Origin of the sequence: Nonomuraea mesophila, from assembly GCF_004352805.1 — a bacterium.
Taxonomy (GTDB): domain Bacteria; phylum Actinomycetota; class Actinomycetes; order Streptosporangiales; family Streptosporangiaceae; genus Nonomuraea; species Nonomuraea longispora.
The window spans coordinates 1-17719 of sequence record NZ_SMLD01000032.1; the positions used below are offsets into that span (position 1 = coordinate 1).

Consider the following 17719-nt stretch of genomic DNA (forward strand, 5'->3'; position numbering starts at 1 on the left):
CCCACGACCCCGCGCCGAACAGGCGCACGGTCGCCCCGGGGCCGTCGGCGCGCGGCATCGACCCCTGCGCCACCTTCCACGACTTCCGCCGCCGGCCCTGTTACAGCTACCTCGAGCGCCTCACCCGCTGACGGTCCCGCCCATGCGCGTCCGGCCGTGCACGTCCGGCCGTGCACGTCCGGCCGTGCACGTCCGACCGTGCACGTCCGACCGTGCGCCCGCCAGGTGGGCGCTCGGCAGGTGGGCGCCGAGGAGCGACGTCTGCGCGCAGACGTCCGTGACGAACGGCTGCGGCGACCGCCGTGACAGTCGGTGGCGGGTTCCGGCCCGGTGGGACGGGCCCAGGGTCAGCGGGCGGAGCAGGTGTCCGACGACGAGGGAGGAGGAGCAGGGCGGCTCCGGGTGGGCATGCCGAGCAGCACCCCCGAGCCCGTCGAAGGACCGGCCTGGCGGGACTCCCAGGCGTCGCCCGCCCGGGTCCGCCTGAGCTCGCGCACGGGCCCGTCGGCCACCAGGTGGTGCGGCGCGGCGTACGTCACCTCGACCGTCACCATGTCACCCGGCCGCGGGGTCTCCGGGCCCGCGGCGAAGTGCACGAGCCGGTTGTCGGGGGCGCGGCCTGACAGCCGGCGGGTGGCGTCGTCCTTGCGGCCCTCACCCTCGGCGACCAGCACTTCGAGCGTGCGCCCCACCTGCTTCTTGTTCTCCTCCCAGGAGATCTCCTCCTGGAGGGCCACCAGCCGCTCGTAGCGCTCCTGGACGACCTCCTTGGGGATCTGGCCGTCCATGGTCGCCGCGGGCGTGCCGGGGCGGATGGAGTATTGGAAGGTGAAGGCGTTGGCGAAGCGGCTCTGCCTGACGACGTCGAGCGTGGCCTGGAAGTCCTCCTCGGTCTCGCCGGGGAAACCCACGATGATGTCGGTCGAGATGGCCGCGTCGGGCATGGCGGCGCGCACGCGTTCGATGATGCCGAGGTAGCGCTCGGCGCGGTAGGAGCGGCGCATCGCGCGCAGCACCCGGTCGGAGCCCGACTGCAGCGGCATGTGCAGCTGGTGCATGACGTTGGGCGTCTCGGCCATGGCGGCGATCACATCGTCGGTGAACGCGGCAGGGTGGGGCGAGGTGAAGCGGACCCGTTCGAGGCCCTCGACCGAGCCGCACGAGCGCAGCAGCTTGCCGAAGGCCAGCCGGTCGCCGAACTCCACGCCGTAGGTGTTGACGTTCTGGCCGAGCAGGGTGACCTCGAGCACGCCCTGGCCGACGAGGGTCTCGACCTCGGCCAGGATCTCGCCGGGCCGGCGGTCCTTCTCCTTGCCCCGCAGGGAGGGGACGATGCAGAACGTGCACGTGTTGTTGCAGCCGACCGAGACGGCCACCCAGGCAGCGTAGGCGGACTCGCGCCTGGTGGGCAGCGTCGAGGGGAAGACCTCCAGCGACTCCTTCAGCTCGACCTGCGCCTCGCCCTCGATGCGGGCGCGCTCCAGCAGCACCGGCAGCGAGCCGATGTTGTGGGTGCCGAAGACCACGTCGACCCAGGGCGCCTTGCGGACGATCTCGCCCTGATCCTTCTGGGCCAGGCAGCCGCCGACGGCGATCTGCATGCGCGGATTGCTCACCTTGGCCGGGCGCAGATGGCCGAGGTTGCCGTAAAGGCGGTTGTCGGCGTTCTCGCGCACGGCGCACGTGTTGAACACGACCACGTCGGCGCTCTCGCCGTCGGGGACGGGCACGTAGCCGGCGTCCTCCAGCAGGCCGGAGAGCCGTTCGGAGTCGTGGACGTTCATCTGGCACCCATATGTGCGCACTTCGTAGGTGCGGGCGCTCTCCTGGGTCACAGTCATGGCGCTTTCCAGGGTAGTCGTTGTGCGGCTTGAGACGGCCCGTGCCGATCTAAAAGACCAGCTTGACGGCACGATGTGATCGGATCGGTACCACCCGGTTAGTGACCAGCGTCTTAATGCCCTCTACCGTTTTGGTCCATGACGGAGAACGGCGACGGCGCTCCACTGGTTCGGCTGGAGAACGTCAACAAGCACTTCGGGGCGCTGCATGTCCTGAAGAACATCAACTTGACCGTCTCTCGTGGCGAGGTTCTGGTCGTCATCGGCCCGTCGGGCGGCGGGAAGTCCACGCTCTGCCGTGCGATCAACCGGCTGGAGACGATCAGTGACGGGCAGATCATATTCGACGGCCAGGTGCTGCCCGACGAGGGCAAGGCGCTGGCGAAGCTGCGTTCCGACGTCGGCATGGTCTTCCAGTCGTTCAATTTGTTCGCGCACAAGACCATCCGGGAGAACGTCACGCTCGGCCCGCTCAAGGTGCGCGGAGTTTCGCGCGATGTGGCCAACAAGCGTGCGATGGAGCTTCTCGAACGGGTAGGTATCGCAGCACAGGCGGACAAATATCCGGCCCAGCTGTCGGGTGGCCAGCAGCAGCGGGTCGCCATCGCCAGGGCACTGGCCATGGACCCGAAGATGATCCTGTTCGACGAGCCGACCTCGGCACTGGACCCCGAGATGGTGCAGGAGGTGCTCGACGTCATGGTCGGGCTGGCGCGCGACGGGATGACCATGGTGGTCGTCACGCACGAGATGGGTTTCGCCCGCCGCGCCGCCAACCGCGTGGTGTTCATGGCGGACGGACAGATCGTCGAGGAGAACACCCCCGACGAGTTCTTCACCAACGCGCAGACCGACCGGGCGCGCGACTTCCTTTCGAAGATCCTCACGCACTGAGATTGAGGCAGGTACACATGCACATGCGTCGAACGGGAGCGGTGCTCTCCGTGGCGGCTCTGGCAGCCGGCCTGACGGCCTGCGGTGGCGACGAGCAGTCGTACGCCACCGTGCTGGAGAAGGTCCAAGGCGCCAACAAGATCGTCGTCGGCACCAAGTGGGACCAGCCGAGCCTGGGCTTGAAGATGGGCGCCGAGCCCGAGGGATTCGACGTTGACGTGGCCAAGGCCCTGGTGAAGGAGCTGGCCGGCGGCAAGGAGGTCGAGATCGAGTGGAAGGAGTCGGCCTCGTCCAACCGTGAGCCGTTCCTCCAGAACGGCACGGTCGACATGGTCGTCGCCACCTACTCGATCACCGAGGAGCGCAAGGGCAAGGTCACCTTCGGTGGCCCCTACGTGATCGCCCACCAGGACGTCATGGTCCGCAAGGACGACACGTCGATCAACAGCCCGCAGGAGCTCAAGGGCAAGAAGATCTGCAAGGCGGCCGGCTCCAACTCCTACAAGCGCATCACCGAAGGACCGCCGGACGGCGAGCTCGACATCGACGCCACGACCGTCGACGCCGCCAACTACTCCGAGTGCGTACAGAAGCTGACCGGCAGCAACCTCGACGCCGTCACCACCGACGACCTGATCCTGGCGGGCTTCGCCAAGCAGGCCGGCGGCAACTTCAAGGTGCTGGGCCAGGGCTTCACCGACGAGAAGTACGGCGTCGGCCTGAAGAAGGGCGACACGAAGACCTGCGAGGCCGTCAACACCGCGGTGAAGAAGCTGTGGGACGACGGCACCATGAAGCAGCTGCTGGACAAGTGGTTCGGCGGCATCCAGGGCCTGAAGCTGTCGGAGGCCGCGCCGCCGGCCGAGGGCTGCAGCTGATCACGTCGGCGACGGCGGCCGGCCCCCCGGCCGCCCGTCGCCCTTGCGGTGGAGCACGATGGACGAACTAATCACATACGCCCCCGACCTCGGGTTGGGGTTCCTGGAGAACGTCAAGCTCGCGCTCGTGGCCCTGGTCGCCTCTCTGATCATCGGCACGATCCTGGTGGCGATGCGGGTCTCCCCCACGCCGGTGATGCGCGCGGTGGGCACGATCTACGTCAACGTTGTCCGGAACACCCCCCTGACACTGGTGCTGGCGTTCTCGGCGCTGGGCCTGAGCGACCAGCTCGGCCTGGTCTTCTCCGGCGAGCCGCGCACCAACTCGTTCTGGCTGGTCGCGATGGGCCTGTCCCTCTACACGGCGGCGTTCGTGTGTGAGGCGCTGCGCTCGGGCGTCAACACGGTGCCGCTGGGCCAGGCCGAGGCGGCCAGGGCGATCGGCCTGACGTTCAGCCAGTCCCTGACGATGATCATCCTGCCGCAGGCGTTCCGCGCGGTGGTCGCCCCTCTGGGCAGCGTGATCATCGCCATGATCAAGAACACCACGGTCGCCACCGCGGGCGGGTTCCTCGCCGACGCGGCGGCCGTGATGAAGGAGACGTTCGACCAGACCGGCGCGTCGATTCCCATCTTCCTCGGCATCGTCGTCGCCTTCATGGTGCTGACCATGCCGATCGGGTTCTTCACGGGCTGGTTGTCGCGGCGCTTGGCGGTGGCCCGATGAGCACATCTGTCCTGTTCGACGCCCCGGGCCGGCGCGGGCGGGTGCGCAACCACGCCCTCACCGTCGTCAGCATCATCATCGTCGGTGCGGTCGTCTACGGCGTCTACAAAGGCTTCGACGCCAAGGGCCAGTGGGAAGGCAAGATCTGGGAGCCGTTCCTGCAGTGGGAGACGTGGGAGTTCTACATCATCCCGGGTCTCATCGGCACCTTGGAGGCGGCGGCCGTGGCCGCGGTGCTCGCGCTCGCCTTCGGCGCGATCTTCGGTCTGGCGCGGCTGTCCGACCATGCCTGGATCAGGGTCCCCGCCGGGGTGGTGGTGGAGGTCTTCAGGGCCATCCCGCTGCTGCTGCTGATCTTCTTCATCTTCTACCTGGCGCCGGTGCTGATGGGCGGCGGCGACTACGCGTTCATGGCGGTGGTCGTCGGCCTGATGCTCTACAACGGTTCGGTGCTGGCCGAGGTCGTCAGGGCCGGCGTGCAGGCCGTGCCCAAGGGGCAGTCGGAGGCCGCCTACGCGGTGGGCATGCGGAAGAACCAGGTCATGCGGCTGGTGCTGCTGCCGCAGGCCGTCACGGCGATGATGCCGGCGATCGTCAGCCAGCTCGTGGTGCTGCTGAAGGACACCGCGCTCGGCTACATCATCGCCTACGTCGACCTGCTCAACACCGGCTTCAAGATCCTCCCGGCCCGGTTCTTCGGCTCGTTGATCCCGGCGGCGATCGTCATCGGCATCATCTACGTCACGCTCAACATGGCCCTGAGCTACCTCGCCACCTGGCTGGAGAAGCGCAGCAGGCGCAGCCGCAAGACCGCGGCCGCACCGCTCACTCCGGCTGTCGCGGGCATGGGCGAAGGCGCCGCCTGACGGTGTACGGGCGGCCTGCGCGCTGCCCGTACACCGATAGTTTGTCAAGAAAGCCCCATTTCTCCGTTCAAGGCGTTGCGAGACCCGCCCGTACGCGCTATCCAGCCGACAAGCTCCTTCTTACAGGAGATGATCGGGGTGACCATGCGTGGGGCGGCGCTCGCGGGAGCGGCCATGGCCGTGTGCCTGGCGGCGTGCGGCGGCAACGGCTCGTACGCCACCGTCGCCGAGAAGATCCGCGACGCCGGCACGGTCACTGTCGGCACCAAGTGGGACCAGCCAGGCGTGGGGCTGAAGACCGGGCCCGGCGCCCCCGAGGGGTTCGACGTCGACGTCGCCCGCTACATCGTCCGGCATCTGGCCGGCGGCGAGAACGTACGCATCACGTGGCGCGAGGCACCCTCCTCCGCCCGTGAGGCGCTGCTGCAGAACGGCACCGTCGACATGGTCGTCGCCTCCTACTCCATCACCAAGTCGCGCAAGCCCCGGGTAACGTTCGCGGGCCCGTACGTCACCGCGTACCAGGACACGATGGTCCGCTCCGACGACACCTCCATCCAGAAGACGAGCGACCTGGCGGGCCAGCGCATCTGCCTGGCCAAGGGATCCAACTCGTACCGGCGCATCGTCGACCCGCCGCCCGACGGCAAGCTGGATCTGCCCGCCATCCTCGTGCCCGCGGCCAACTACTCCGAGTGCGTACGCAAACTGCTCGACCGCCGGCTCGACGCAGTGAGCACCGAGAACCTGGGTCTGGCCGGCTACGTCGAGCAGGACCCCAAGAAGCTCAGGCTGCTCAACGACCCGATCAGCAAGGAGGAGTGGGCGGTCGGTCTCAAGGAGGGCGAGATCGCCACGTGCGAGGCCGTCAACGAGGCGATCACCTCGATGTGGCGGGACGGCACGGCCGCCCGGCTGCTGCAGAAGTGGTTCGGCAGGACGGGGCTCGACCTGCCGACGGCTCCGCCGCCGCCCGCCGGATGCCCCTGATCCAAGATCCGGCCAGCACGCCGGCCGATCTTCCGGCAGGATGCGGGGTATGCCTTTCCGGCCCTCCCCCATCACGACCAGAGACGTGGCGCAGTCAGGGGTGCGTCCGAGCTGGCCCACGGTCCTGGGTGGCCGGGTGTGGTGGACCGAGGACCGCCCCGACGAGGGCGGACGCACCACGATCGTGTGCCGCTCCCCCGACGGCACCCACCGCGAGCTGCTGCGGGCCCCGTGGAGCGCGCGCACCCGGGTGCACGAGTACGGCGGCAGGCCCTACACCGTGACCTCCGGCGGCGAGGTGGTCTTCGCCAACCTGGACGACCAGCGCCTCTACCTCCTCGGCGATGACGGCCGGCCGAAACCCCTCGCCGGCGACGGCCGCTACGCCGACCTGTCCGTGCACGACGGCCAGGTGTGGGCCGTACGCGAGCGGCACGGCGACGACGGCAGGATCACCCGGGCCATCGTGTCCGTCCCGCTGGCCGGCGGCGACCCCCGCACCTGGGTCACGGGCTGCGACTTCTACGCCTCTCCCGCCGTCTCCCCCGACGGGCGGCATCTGGCGTACGTGTGCTGGAACCACCCGCACATGCCCTGGGACGGCAGCCGGCTCCGCGTCGTCCACCTCTCCAGCGGCGAGGAGTGGACCGTGCGGGGCGGTCCGGCCGAATCCGTGCTCGCCCCGTCCTGGAAGGACGACGCCCACCTCTACCTGATCTCCGACTCCTCGGGTTGGTGGAACCTCTACGAGAGCGATCTGCGGGGCGGCGACGCGCGGGCGCTGCATCCCGCCGAGGAGGAGTTCGCGACGCCGCCGTGGCAGCTCGGCGGGCGGCCCTACACCGTGCTCGGCGACGGACGGCTCGCGGTCCTGCACGGGCGCGGCGACCTGCGGCTGGGCGTGCTCGATCCCGGTTCGGGCACGCTCACCGACCTCGACGTGCCCTGCTCCGGCTGGGACGCGGCGCTGGCGGCCGAAGGGACGTCGGTGATAGGCGTCGGCTATTCCGCCACCCTTCCCCGGTCGGTCCTCCAGGTGGACGCGGAGACCGGCACGTCCGCGGCGCTCGGCCGGCACGACGCGCGCCTGCCCGACCCCTCCTACCTCCCGCTTCCCCGGGCGGTCGAGACGCCGGCCCCCGCGTTCCTCTATCCGCCGCACGGCCCGGCCACCACCGGCGCCCCACCATACGTGATCTTCGTGCACGGCGGCCCGACGGCCCACGCCGACAGCGCTCTCGACCTGGAGAAGGCGTTCCTGACCTCGCGCGGCATCGGCGTGCTCGACGTCAACTACGGCGGCTCCACCGGCTACGGCAGGCGCTACCGCGAGCGGCTCAAAGGCCAGTGGGGCCGGCTCGACGTCGCCGACACGATCGCCGCCGCACAGTGGCTGGCCGGCGAAGGGCTGGCCGACCCCGCCAAGATCGCCGTACGCGGCGGCAGCGCCGGCGGCTGGACCGTGCTGGCCGCCTGCTGCCGGTCCGACGTGTTCGCGGGCGGCGTCTCCTACTACGGCGTCAGCGCGCTCGGGCCGCTCGCCCAGCACACCCACGACTTCGAGTCCCACTACGTCGAGTGGCTGGTGGGGCCGGAAGACCCGCACGTCTACGCCGCCCGCGAACCGCTCGGCCTGGTGGACGGCGTGTCCTGCCCCATGCTGCTCCTGCAGGGGCTCGACGATCCCGTGGTGCCGCCCCAGCAGTCGGCCGCCTTCGCCGACGCGCTCGCCGAACGCGGCGTCCCGTGCACCTATCTCGCCTTCGACGGAGAGTCGCACGGCTTCCGCCGCGCCGAGACGCGGGCCGCGGCCCTCGCCGCCGAACTCGCCTTCTACCAGCAGCTCTTCGCCTAACGGGCGAACTCGGTGGCCCTCGACTCGCGGACGACGGAGATGCGGATCTGCCCCGGGTAGGTCAGCTCCTCCTCCACCTGTTTGGCCACGTCACGGGCGATCACCTGCGCCTGGATGTCGTCGACCGCGTCGGGCTTGACCATGACGCGGATCTCCCGGCCGGCCTGCATGGCGAAGACCTTCTCCACGCCTTCGTACGACTGCGCGATCTCCTCCAGCCGCTCCAGCCGCTTGACGTACGCCTCCAGAGACTCACGGCGGGCACCGGGACGGCTGCCGCTGATCGCGTCGGCGGCCTGCGTGAGCACCGCCTCGACGGTGCGGACCTCGACCTCGTTGTGGTGCGCCTCGATGGCGTGCACCACGTCCTCCTCCTCGCCGTAGCGGCGGGCGATCTCCGCGCCGATCAGCGCGTGACTGCCCTCCACCTCGTGCGTGAGCGCCTTGCCGATGTCGTGGAGCAGGGCGCAGCGCTTCATCAGCCGCTGGTTCATCTTCAGCTCGGCGGCCATGATGCCGGCGATGTGAGCGGACTCGATCAGATGCTTCAGGACGTTCTGGCCGTAGGAGGTGCGGTAGCGCAACTGCCCGAGCAGCAGCGTCAGCTCGGGATGCATGTCGGTGATGCCCAGCTCGACCAGGGCGTCCTCGCCGGCCCGCGCGCACAGGTCCTGGACCTCCTGGCGGCTGCGGTCGTGGGCCTCCTCGATGCGCTGCGGGTGGATGCGGCCGTCCAGCACCAGCTTCTCCAGCGTCAGCCTGGCGGTCTCCCTCCGCACCGGGTCGAAGCACGACAACAACACCGCCTCGGGCGTGTCGTCGATGATCAGGTTGACCCCGGTGGTGGACTCGAACGCGCGGATGTTACGCCCCTCGCGTCCGATGATGCGGCCCTTCATCTCGTCGCCCGGCAGGTGCAGCACGCTGACGACCGACTCCGCCGTCTGCTCCGCCGCCACCCGCTGCACGGCCAGCGTCACGATCTTGGTGGCCCGCTTCTCGCCCTCCTTGCGGGCGGCGCCCTCGATCTCCCTGACGATCAGCGCGGCCTCGCGCTTGGCCTGGTTCTCGATCTCCCTGACCAGCTCCGCCTTGGCCTGGGCGCCCGTCAACCCGGCGACCCGCTCCAGGACGACCTGCCGCTCCTGCTCCAGCTGGAGCAGTTCCTCACGCCGGTCGGCCAGCTCCACCTCGGTCTCGGCCAGCTTCCTGTCACGTTCGGACTGCCGTCTGGCCTCTTCGTCCAGGCGCTGCTCGCGCTCGGCCAGCCTGGCCTCCCTGCGCTCCAGATCAGCCCGTAGCTCCTTGAGCTCGGACTTGAGGATCCGGCTCTCCTCTTCCACCTCGCGCCGCATCTGGGCCGCGCTCTCGGCGGCACTCTCCGACCTGCGCAGAATCTCCTCGGCGTCGGTCTCCGCCTTGTGGCGGATCTCCCGCGCCTCCTCACGAGCCTGCTCCAGCTCCTCGTGCACCGCCTGCACCTGCTCGGGGCTCGGCTTGCCGCCACGTGGCGAAGGGCCGGACGTACGGCGTATGACGACGAGCAGCGCGACGATCATCCCGAACGCGAGCACGAGCACCGCCACCATCAGCACCACGACCAGCGGCCCCATGTGCGCCCCGCCCTCCTCGCGTCGTCAACACCTCATAACGCGGCCACAAAACGGGAGGGGTCACAAGCACGCCACGGACAGCCCGGTCGACACCCAGCCAAGGCGGAACGGGCGTCGGCCCGAAAACCCGACACCTCGCCTGCCTCGATCGCCCAAGCTCGCTCGTCCGTCGTTCACCGGTATGGCAATCCGCACTGCGCGGAGTAACTCCTCACTGCCGTCGAGGTTATGCGTCGAACAGGTCACGAGCAAGCAAACGCGTCTTCAAGCGTGTCTTACGGGCTCGCATCGCCACACCCACCACAAGATCAGTCATTACCACCACATTCGCCGAAATACCCAGCCAGGCCCTGCCCCAAGAGGATTTCCGGTCATGGGCCTCGCACACGAAGAGGCGCCAGGACGGGGCCTCCCGAAAGGGGCATGCCCGTGGAGCCTGGCCTCCCGAGAAGGCGCGTGTCCGAAGGAGTGGGCACACGGCCACCGGAAGACGCCGGTTCGGACGGGACGGGGGTCGACCACCGCAACCAACCCGCTCAGACAGGACCGGGGGCACGACCATCGAAACCGCCCACTCACACGCGACCCAAGAGCACAACCACCAGACACGTCCACCTGCCGATGCCTGCGCAGACAGATCGAGCACGACCAGCGGGAATGCGGGGATTTGCAAGGCACGGGCTGCCCGGGAGCGTGCGCGGACAGGTTGGGTTACGTCGAAGGGGTTCGGGCGGTCGGCACGCCCTGTCCAAACAAGATCTTGCCGGACCGTCGCGGCTCGGCGGGAACCTGTCAGGGGAAGTCTTCCTCCATGTCGATGCCCTCCTGCTCCAGGGCCTCCCGGATGACGCGGAAGGCGAGGCCCGAGGAGTAACCCTTGCGGGCGAGCATGCCGGCCAGTCGGCGGGTGCGGGCGCGTGGGTCGAGGGAACGGGTCGCGGCCAGCTTGCGTTCCACCAGTCGCCGGGCGGTCTCCGCCTCCTGGTCGGGGTCGAGGCGGTCGACGGCTTCATTGACCGTGTCGGTGTCGACGCCGCGATGGCGCAGTTCGGCGGCCAGGGCTCGCTTGGCCAGGCCGCGACCGTGGTGCCTGGAGTCGACCCAGGCCGCGGCGAACGCCTCGTCGTTGATCAGCCCCAGCTCCGAGAACCGGCTGAGCACCGCTTCGGCTGCGTCGTCCGGCACTTCCCGCTTGCGCAGGGCCTCAGCGAGCTGGGCTCGTGTCTTGGGGGCCATGGTGAGCAGGCGCAGGCAGATGGCCCGGGCCACCGACTCCGGATCGGCCGCCGGAGCGGCGCCGGCCGGGCTCCCAGCGTCCGGGCCCTCAGGCAGCCATCCTGTCGCCCTCTTGCCACCGCGCCTGCCCGCCTTGCTGGATCGGCGCCCCCGGCCCGACCTCTTCTTGTCACCGTCCGCTTGGTCGTCAGCGAACCAACTGCTCCCGGCCAGCACCTCGGAATGCCATCCGCCCCCATGGCCAGGAGCCGCAACATCCGCCGGATCGCCGTCATCGCCCCGAGCCGCAGAACCGACCGGATCGCCGTCATCGCCCCGAGTCGCAGCATCCGCCGGACTGCCGTCATCGCCCCGAGCCGCAAGACCGGCCAGATCGCCGTCATCGCCCACAGCTGCAGCAGCCGTCGGTCCGCCGTCACCCGCACCAGAGCCGCCGGACTGCGGTGGTGGAGGGCCGGTTGTGTCCGGCCCCGGCTCGGCATGGGCGTCCAGAACACGCTCACCGTCACGCGCCGGACCCTCGTCGGCCAGGCGGGAGCGGCCCGGCGCCTGAGGCGGGGAGCCGGGCATGCCGGGGTCTTCCGCGGGGCTGCCGGAACCCGTGACGTCGCCGGACTCGGGGTCGGAGGTGCGCGGGCGGTTGCGCCACTCGTCAAGGGACGGCCAGCCGTCCGCCGACGAAAGAGCACGGTCGCGGCCCTGCGGCGAGGTGGTGGGCCAGGCGCCCCGGTTGTGCGGCTGGGACGCCTGCGGCCGGTCGGGGTTACTCATAGAACCGAGGCTCAGACGTCACCCGGCTTGGGGGTGGACTTGGAGCCCCGGCCGGAAGGAGCAGCCGCAGGGGCCGGAGCGGCTGCCGCGGCCTCGGCGGGGGTGTCGAGGCGCGGGCCGACGCCCAACTTGTCCTTGATCTTCTTCTCGATCTCGTTGGCCATGTCGGGGTGGTTGCGCAGGAAGTTGCGCGCGTTCTCCTTGCCCTGACCGAGCTGGTCGCCTTCGTACGTGTACCAGGCGCCGGACTTGCGTACGAAGCCGTGCTCCACGCCCATGTCGATGAGGCCGCCCTCGCGGGAGATGCCCACGCCGTAGAGGATGTCGAAGTCGGCGACCCGGAAGGGCGGGGCCATCTTGTTCTTGACAACCTTGACCCTGGTGCGGTTGCCGACCGCCTCCGTGCCGTCCTTGAGCGTCTCGATGCGGCGGATGTCCATCCGGACCGAGGCGTAGAACTTGAGCGCCTTACCACCCGTCGTCGTCTCGGGGCTGTTGTGGACCATGACACCGTCGACGAAGTAGTTGTGCGTCCCCTCGATCTCGAGGTCGAACTTCCTCATCGAGCGGGTCTTCGGCTTGATGCGAATGTCGAGGATCCGTGAGGGCACAAGCCGCGGCTCCGGGTCGGCGAACTCCGCCTCCACCGCGAACTGGCCGCGGTAGCGAGGCAGGAGCTTGTAGGCCATAGAGGGGTGGACGTAGGGCGCCACCAGCTTCTGGAACGTGGCCGACGACGCCGTGTCGAACTGCAGGACGGCCACGCCTCGGGCCCCGCGATGCTGAACCTGCACGTTGAGGCCATAGGTGTCACACAGGTAGTCGCGCAGACGCTCCTGGGAGCCCTGGCTCATCGCCTCAACGCAGATCTCGATGCGACCGGAACCGCCTTCGGTGCGCTGCTGCAGCCCCTTCGAACGAAGCGCGAACGAGCCATCGTCCATATACCACACCGCCAGAGCCAGAGGCGTCAGCGCCTTGAGGTATTCCGAGGTGATGTGCTTCTTGCCGCCACCGAGATAGACCACCTGGCGCAGCTCATCGAGCTCGGGCAGAGGAGTGAAGTCGGCGAAGCCCGCACCCTTGGCATTAGTGCTGCGGCTGTGGGGAATGTTGCCGAGCATCGAGCACTTCCAGGACAGATAGTCCTCCTGCTTGGCGCTGTGCCCCATGCGGAAGCGAACGCCGGTGCGACCGCGACGATTGGGCGACAGGCTTCCATCGCCCATCAGCGACCCCAGGATGACCTGCCACTGCTTGTCGCTCAGGCGGTGGGTCTCCGTGAGCATGACGCGATCTCCCGCGATCAGCTCACCAGCGTCACGCCAGCCGCCCGGAGTGCGGATCTGGTGGTTCTCCGTCGCAGCGAACTGGGCCTTTCCGTTTCCACCCGACTTGGCCACAGTGAACTGCAGGAAGCGCTCGGCGTTGCCGTTGTCGAACCAGTTGACGATGCGGCGGGGAACGAGCTTGTCGGTCTCCGGGTCGTAGGAGAGAACCTCGACGTCCATCTTCTGATTGACGATCTTGCCGATTTTCTCCTGTGTGCCGTCGGCGAGCGTGACCCGCGTGCCGTACGACATGCAGCCGAACATGACGCCGATCTTCTCGCGGAGCTGGTTGATGAAGATCGCGGTGGTGCCGGTGGTGCTCAGGGCGCCGGCGATCTTACGCAGCGCCTGGGACATGAGGCGGGCCTGGAGGCCGACGTGGCTGTCGCCCATCTCTCCCTCGATCTCGGCCTTGGGCACGAGCGCGGCCACCGAGTCGATGACGATGATGTCGACGGCGCCGGACCTGATGAGCATGTCGGCGATCTCGAGCGCCTGCTCGCCGGTGTCGGGCTGCGAGACCAGCAGGGCGTCGGTGTCGACCCCGAGCTTCTTGGCGTATTCCGGGTCGAGGGCGTGCTCGGCGTCGACGAACGCCGCGATGCCGCCGGCCCGCTGGGCGTTGGCCACCGCGTGCAGGGCGATGGTCGTCTTGCCCGACGACTCGGGGCCGTAGATCTCGACGATGCGGCCGCGCGGCAGGCCGCCGATGCCGAGAGCCACGTCAAGGGAGATCGACCCGGTGGGGACCACCTCGATGGGGGCTCGGGCGTCGTCGCCCAGGCGCATCACTGAACCCTTGCCGAACTGCCGCTCGATCTGAGCGAGCGCGGTCTCGAGGGCCTTCTCGCGGTCGTTGATAGCCATGGAGCTCCCCCTGTGAGGGTCGTGGTCCGGTCAGTCGAGTGAAAGCTACGGCCTGCCACCGACATTTTCTGGGACTGCCGGGGAAGACGTGGCTCGGCGTTCTCCCATCGTAGCCGAACGGCTGTTCGAGCACAGCAGGAACACGCCACGATCCGCGCCCGCCCTGAAGCCGATCAGCGCAGGTGACCCACGGTACGCCAGAACGTCCCGCCGACGCCTGGTCTCCGGCACCCCCAAGCCGCCCACCAAGCCACCCACCAGGCCAGACCGACAGGCCAGACCGACAGCCAGACCGACAGGCCGGACCGACTGGGCGGGCAGTGCTCCCCTGGTGAATGGTCCCCGTTGCGCTGCTTCTCCGGGTCGCCCATGCTGGTCGCCTCTGCTGTTCGCCCCTGCCGGTCACCCCTGCCGGCCTGGACTGCGGGACTGGACTGTCGGTCCACCCCTGCCGGTCCACCCCTGTCGGCCCTCCTTTCTTTCGGGGACGCGGAGAAGCGGCGGCGCGGTCGGCCGTACTCGATCAGGTGTGGTCGGGTTTCGGTGCGGTGAGAAGGCGGAGGGCCGTCGCGAACAGCTCCGGGGGACAGCGCTCCGGGGCCAGCAGGACGAGCAGGCGCATGCCGATGTCGAGGGACTTCAGTATGGCGTCGGCCTGCGCGTAAGGGAGCCCGGCCAGCGCGCTGCCCGGCGGCGACAGCGGGTGCCGGCCTTCGCCGGCGGTCGGGAACACCAGGTCGACGAGCTGTTCGCGCACGGCCGGGTTCCTGGTCGCGTGGATCATGAGCTCCACGGTCATCTGGGCGAACGCCTCCTGGTCGCCCCCGCGCACCCGTTCGGCCCAGTAGCGGCCGAACTCCTCCACCAACGCTTCGGAGTCGCGCCCGGAGTGGAGCAGGCGGTCCGCCTGAGCCCGCGCCTCCCCGCCGAGGCGGTGCCGCATGACCTCGATCAGCAGCTCCTCCTTGGAGGCGAAGTTGGAGTAGACGGCGCCCTTGGTGAGGCCCGCTTCGGCGGCGACCTCGTCGATGGAGGCGCCCTGAATGCCGCGCTCGGCGAACACCTTCTCCGCCGCCTCCAGCAGCTTGAGCCGATTGCGCTCCCGCTGCTCCTGCCGGGTGAGCCGTTCCGCCACCGCCATGACCGCCTTCCGTTGACATTCCCAAGGGTATATGAATACTAAGCGGTATCCGAATACCAATCAGTATCTGAAAGGTGGAACCCGATGGACGGCAAGGCGACGGACACGCGCCGGGCGTTCCTGGCAAAGGCCGGCGCGGCCTCTCTCGCGATCGCCGGCGCGGTGGGGGCCGCGGACGGTGGTCCCCTGGCCACCGCCCCAGGCGTGCGACCACCACGAAAGGAACGACTCATGGACCTCATGGACAAGGCCGGCGAGCTCTTCGATGCGGGCGACTTCGACGCCGCCGACGCCTCATACAGGCAGATCCTCTCCCGCGATCCCGACCACGTGGCCGCGCTCGCCCAGCACGCCTACATCGCGCTGCTGGCCAACCGCCTGCCCGCGGCCGAACGGCTGCTGAAGCGGGTGCTGCGGCTCGATCCCGGGCACACGCGCTCGTTGAGCAACCTGGCCAACGCCCTGTGGCGCGCCGACGCGTACGCCGAACTGGCCGACCTCCTCCCCAGGGTCAAGGCGGACGCCCCGACCGCCACCCCGGAGCAGCTGAGGAGCTTCGCGGGGCGCAGGCCGTACACGATCTCCGGCCCCGAGACCGCCCGGATCCCGTTCGCGGCGTCCGACCCCCTGCCGATGGTCGAGGCGTCCGTGAACGGCGCGCCGCCCGAGCTGTTCTTCCTCGACACGGGCGCGCTGTTCGCGCTCAACCAGGACTACGCCGACCGGCTCGGCATCCCGATGTACGGCCACACGACCGGCAAGACCGTCTACGGCGAGCACAAGGCGTACCAAGGGCGCGTGGACCGCCTGGCGATGGGCGAACTCGGCATCGGCGACCTGCCGGTCCACACGATCCCCGACACGATCCGGATCACCGCGCCCGACGGGAGGACCACCCAGGGGGCGATCGGCACGAGCGTCCTGTCGCGGTTCCTGTCCACCATCGACTACCCGGACCAGGCGCTGGTGCTGCGGCAGAACACGCGCGCCCGCATCCGGGCGCGGCACAGCGCCCCCATGTGGTTCCTGGGCGATCACTACCTGCTGTCCCACGGCACCGTGAACGGCCTGGACCGGATGGTGTTCTTCGTCGACACGGGCGGCGGCGACATCGGCTTCACCGCGCCCCGCACCACCTTCGACGCCGCGGGCATCACGATTCCGCCGGGCGAGGGTTTCCACCAGGTGACCGTGGAGACGGTGACGCTCGGCTCCGCCACCCGCCGTCAGGTTCCCGGTCTGACCGGCGCGTTCCCCGGCTGGTTCGAGCACGGCTTCGGGTTCCGCATCGGCGGGCTGCCGACGCACGCGTTCTTCAAGCCGTACGCGCTCACGTTCGACTTCGCGCGCATGCGCGTCCTCATGGAGCCGAGGCGCTGAGACCCGCGCTCCGCGTGACGCGGCGACCTCGCCACGTGATGTTCGGGCAGGGTTGGCCCCGGCGTGTTGTCATGCGCGATGAGCTGGGGAGACTCACTGCAGGGCGACGGCTTGGAGGCGACGTGGCGAGCGGCTTCACCGGGGAACGGCGCGTCCACCTGGAGGCGCTCGCGGAGCGGCTGCCCGCCGTGGGCCTGGTCAGCCGGCTGGTCGGCGAGGACGATCCGGTGTTGTGGGTGTGGCATCCGCACACCGGCCGCCAGACGATCATCTTCACGACTCCGTCAGGAGGGGGCTGGCTCTTCCTGTGGTCGCCCCGCGGGCAGGGCAGCGCGGACGACCTGGAGCGTACGGCCGCCGCGCTGCGCGAGGCGCTGGACGACGCCCGGCCCTAGCGGCTTCAGCGCAGCTTGGACGAGACGTCCTCCACCTGGCACACGGCACGCCAGACGGTCTTGGCGCTCTCGCCGTCGGCCAGCGCCTGCATCACCGTCCGCCCGCCGAGCGGTGCGAGCACGTAGTCGCGCGCCCATGACTCGGCGTAGGCCTCACCGAAGTGAGCGTTCATCCGTCTCCAGAACTCGGTCAGGCGCATGCACCCAAGTATGGAAGCCCGCCAGAGGTGGGTAGGACATCTCCATGCCAAAGACCCCCAAGTCTTCACCCCCCAAGTCAGCCGCCGTCAGGGCCAACCGGGCCAGGCGCCGCCGGCTCCAGCTCGCGCTGCGGCTCGCCGTACGGAAGGAGAAGGAGGAACGTGCCGAGCGGCACGCGGGCATCAGGCGGTCACCGCGTGCGGGCAGGCCGCGGACGCGCAGGGCGTCGCGGCGCTAGGTCACATCACCCGCGCGCCGTACATCTCACCGAGATGGTCGGCGAGCAGTTCCAGGCGGGCGCCGTCGGGGTCCTTGAAGTAAATGGAGGCGCCGCTCTCGATCTGGTGCGGCACGCCGGCCATCTCCAGCTTCCCGCGCAGCCGTTCCCACGTGGCGGGGTCGACGGAGATCGCGATGTGGTGCAGCCCGCCCAGCACTTCGCGGTACGGCCCGAGGTCGAGGCCGGGGAAGTCGAAGAAGGCGAGCAGGTTGCCGTTGCCGATGTCGAAGAAGAAGTGGCTGGAGCCCTTGTAGTCGCGGTTGTCAATGATCTCGGTGAGCGGGAACTCCAGGAGATCCTGGTAGAACGTTATGGTCCTTTCCACGTCGGATGACACCAGGGCGACGTGGTGCAGGCCGCGTGCGCTGCTGGACGGCCGGTGCGGTAAGACGTGACGCCGCCTGAGCTCCGCACGGCGGGCTTCGATGGACGCGTAGTCAATGGTCACGGTCG

Annotated in this window: 16 protein-coding genes; 9 read left to right on the forward strand and 7 right to left on the reverse strand. The window is 69.3% G+C overall.

Features of this window, described 5'->3' with window-relative positions:
* Nucleotides 1–347: 347 nt before the first annotated feature.
* Complete coding sequence (gene miaB / locus E1295_RS14830; protein ID WP_220448719.1) at nt 348–1841, reverse strand: tRNA (N6-isopentenyl adenosine(37)-C2)-methylthiotransferase MiaB; 1494 nt, start codon at nt 1839–1841, stop codon at nt 348–350.
* Nucleotides 1842–1979: 138 nt separating this feature from the next.
* Here miaB and E1295_RS14835 point away from each other — a divergent pair, with 138 nt between their 5' ends.
* The 6 genes from E1295_RS14835 to E1295_RS14860 all read left to right on the forward strand — a co-directional run bounded on the left by E1295_RS14835 (nt 1980) and on the right by E1295_RS14860 (nt 8051).
* Complete coding sequence (locus E1295_RS14835) at nt 1980–2735, forward strand: amino acid ABC transporter ATP-binding protein (protein WP_132630849.1); 756 nt, start codon at nt 1980–1982, stop codon at nt 2733–2735.
* A 17-nt stretch (nt 2736–2752) separates the two neighbouring features.
* Nucleotides 2753–3613, forward strand: a complete 861-nt coding sequence (locus tag E1295_RS14840; protein WP_132630850.1) for a glutamate ABC transporter substrate-binding protein — start codon at nt 2753–2755, stop codon at nt 3611–3613.
* A gap of 58 nt (nt 3614–3671) precedes the next feature.
* On the forward strand, nt 3672–4340 hold the full coding sequence (locus E1295_RS14845; RefSeq protein ID WP_132630851.1) for an amino acid ABC transporter permease: 669 nt from the start codon (nt 3672–3674) through the stop codon (nt 4338–4340).
* Complete coding sequence (locus tag E1295_RS14850; protein WP_132630852.1) at nt 4337–5206, forward strand: amino acid ABC transporter permease; 870 nt, start codon at nt 4337–4339, stop codon at nt 5204–5206. Before E1295_RS14845 ends, E1295_RS14850 begins: the two co-directional genes overlap by 4 nt.
* A gap of 144 nt (nt 5207–5350) precedes the next feature.
* On the forward strand, nt 5351–6196 hold the full coding sequence (locus tag E1295_RS14855) for a glutamate ABC transporter substrate-binding protein (protein ID WP_132630899.1): 846 nt from the start codon (nt 5351–5353) through the stop codon (nt 6194–6196).
* A gap of 49 nt (nt 6197–6245) precedes the next feature.
* Nucleotides 6246–8051 carry a S9 family peptidase gene (locus E1295_RS14860; protein WP_246080046.1) on the forward strand — a complete coding sequence of 602 codons (1806 nt, stop codon included), beginning with the start codon at nt 6246–6248 and terminating at the stop codon, nt 8049–8051.
* Here E1295_RS14860 and rny read toward each other — a convergent pair.
* The 4 genes from rny to E1295_RS14880 form a co-directional block, all read right to left on the reverse strand.
* Nucleotides 8048–9664 carry a ribonuclease Y gene (rny, locus tag E1295_RS14865; RefSeq protein WP_132630854.1) on the reverse strand — a complete coding sequence of 539 codons (1617 nt, stop codon included), beginning with the start codon at nt 9662–9664 and terminating at the stop codon, nt 8048–8050. The genes E1295_RS14860 and rny overlap by 4 nt on opposite strands.
* Before the next feature lie 792 nt (nt 9665–10456).
* Nucleotides 10457–11671 carry a recombination regulator RecX gene (recX, locus tag E1295_RS52430; protein ID WP_425465342.1) on the reverse strand — a complete coding sequence of 405 codons (1215 nt, stop codon included), beginning with the start codon at nt 11669–11671 and terminating at the stop codon, nt 10457–10459.
* 11 nt (nt 11672–11682) lie between these two features.
* Complete coding sequence (gene recA / locus E1295_RS52435) at nt 11683–13869, reverse strand: intein-containing recombinase RecA (protein ID WP_132630855.1); 2187 nt, start codon at nt 13867–13869, stop codon at nt 11683–11685.
* A 523-nt stretch (nt 13870–14392) separates the two neighbouring features.
* Nucleotides 14393–15010 (reverse strand): TetR/AcrR family transcriptional regulator, encoded by a 618-nt coding sequence (locus E1295_RS14880; RefSeq protein WP_132630856.1) that lies wholly within the window; start codon nt 15008–15010, stop codon nt 14393–14395.
* A gap of 84 nt (nt 15011–15094) precedes the next feature.
* On the opposite strand from E1295_RS14880, the gene E1295_RS14885 reads away from it, so the two are divergent.
* Both E1295_RS14885 and E1295_RS14890 read left to right on the forward strand, forming a co-directional pair.
* A complete protein-coding gene (locus tag E1295_RS14885) occupies nt 15095–16390 on the forward strand; it encodes a retropepsin-like aspartic protease (RefSeq protein ID WP_132630857.1) in 1296 nt (431 codons plus the stop codon).
* 122 nt (nt 16391–16512) lie between these two features.
* Nucleotides 16513–16785 carry a hypothetical protein gene (locus E1295_RS14890; protein ID WP_132630858.1) on the forward strand — a complete coding sequence of 91 codons (273 nt, stop codon included), beginning with the start codon at nt 16513–16515 and terminating at the stop codon, nt 16783–16785.
* 5 nt (nt 16786–16790) lie between these two features.
* On the opposite strand, the gene E1295_RS14895 is transcribed toward E1295_RS14890, so the two are convergent.
* The gene (locus E1295_RS14895; protein ID WP_132630859.1) at nt 16791–16985 is read right to left on the reverse strand and encodes a DUF3046 domain-containing protein; all 195 of its coding nucleotides are present in this window, start codon (nt 16983–16985) and stop codon (nt 16791–16793) included.
* 44 nt (nt 16986–17029) lie between these two features.
* Here E1295_RS14895 and E1295_RS14900 point away from each other — a divergent pair, with 44 nt between their 5' ends.
* Complete coding sequence (locus E1295_RS14900) at nt 17030–17224, forward strand: hypothetical protein (protein ID WP_132630860.1); 195 nt, start codon at nt 17030–17032, stop codon at nt 17222–17224.
* 1 nt (nt 17225) lies between these two features.
* On the opposite strand, the gene E1295_RS14905 is transcribed toward E1295_RS14900, so the two are convergent.
* Nucleotides 17226–17714 (reverse strand): VOC family protein, encoded by a 489-nt coding sequence (locus E1295_RS14905; protein ID WP_132630861.1) that lies wholly within the window; start codon nt 17712–17714, stop codon nt 17226–17228.
* Nucleotides 17715–17719: the final 5 nt, after the last annotated feature.

Excerpts from the sequence above, each read along its gene's own strand:
- miaB (WP_220448719.1), bottom strand. The coding sequence starts at position 1,841 with ATGACTGTGACCCAGGAGAGCGCCCGCACCTACGAAGTGCGCACATAT.
- E1295_RS14835 (WP_132630849.1), top strand. The coding sequence starts at position 1,980 with ATGACGGAGAACGGCGACGGCGCTCCACTGGTTCGGCTGGAGAACGTC.
- E1295_RS14840 (WP_132630850.1), top strand. The coding sequence starts at position 2,753 with ATGCACATGCGTCGAACGGGAGCGGTGCTCTCCGTGGCGGCTCTGGCA.
- E1295_RS14845 (WP_132630851.1), top strand. The coding sequence starts at position 3,672 with ATGGACGAACTAATCACATACGCCCCCGACCTCGGGTTGGGGTTCCTG.
- E1295_RS14850 (WP_132630852.1), top strand. The coding sequence starts at position 4,337 with ATGAGCACATCTGTCCTGTTCGACGCCCCGGGCCGGCGCGGGCGGGTG.
- E1295_RS14855 (WP_132630899.1), top strand. The coding sequence starts at position 5,351 with ATGCGTGGGGCGGCGCTCGCGGGAGCGGCCATGGCCGTGTGCCTGGCG.
- E1295_RS14860 (WP_246080046.1), top strand. The coding sequence starts at position 6,246 with ATGCCTTTCCGGCCCTCCCCCATCACGACCAGAGACGTGGCGCAGTCA.
- rny (WP_132630854.1), bottom strand. The coding sequence starts at position 9,664 with ATGGGGCCGCTGGTCGTGGTGCTGATGGTGGCGGTGCTCGTGCTCGCG.
- recX (WP_425465342.1), bottom strand. The coding sequence starts at position 11,671 with ATGAGTAACCCCGACCGGCCGCAGGCGTCCCAGCCGCACAACCGGGGC.
- recA (WP_132630855.1), bottom strand. The coding sequence starts at position 13,869 with ATGGCTATCAACGACCGCGAGAAGGCCCTCGAGACCGCGCTCGCTCAG.
- E1295_RS14880 (WP_132630856.1), bottom strand. The coding sequence starts at position 15,010 with ATGGCGGTGGCGGAACGGCTCACCCGGCAGGAGCAGCGGGAGCGCAAT.
- E1295_RS14885 (WP_132630857.1), top strand. The coding sequence starts at position 15,095 with ATGGACGGCAAGGCGACGGACACGCGCCGGGCGTTCCTGGCAAAGGCC.
- E1295_RS14895 (WP_132630859.1), bottom strand. The coding sequence starts at position 16,985 with ATGCGCCTGACCGAGTTCTGGAGACGGATGAACGCTCACTTCGGTGAG.
- E1295_RS14900 (WP_132630860.1), top strand. The coding sequence starts at position 17,030 with ATGCCAAAGACCCCCAAGTCTTCACCCCCCAAGTCAGCCGCCGTCAGG.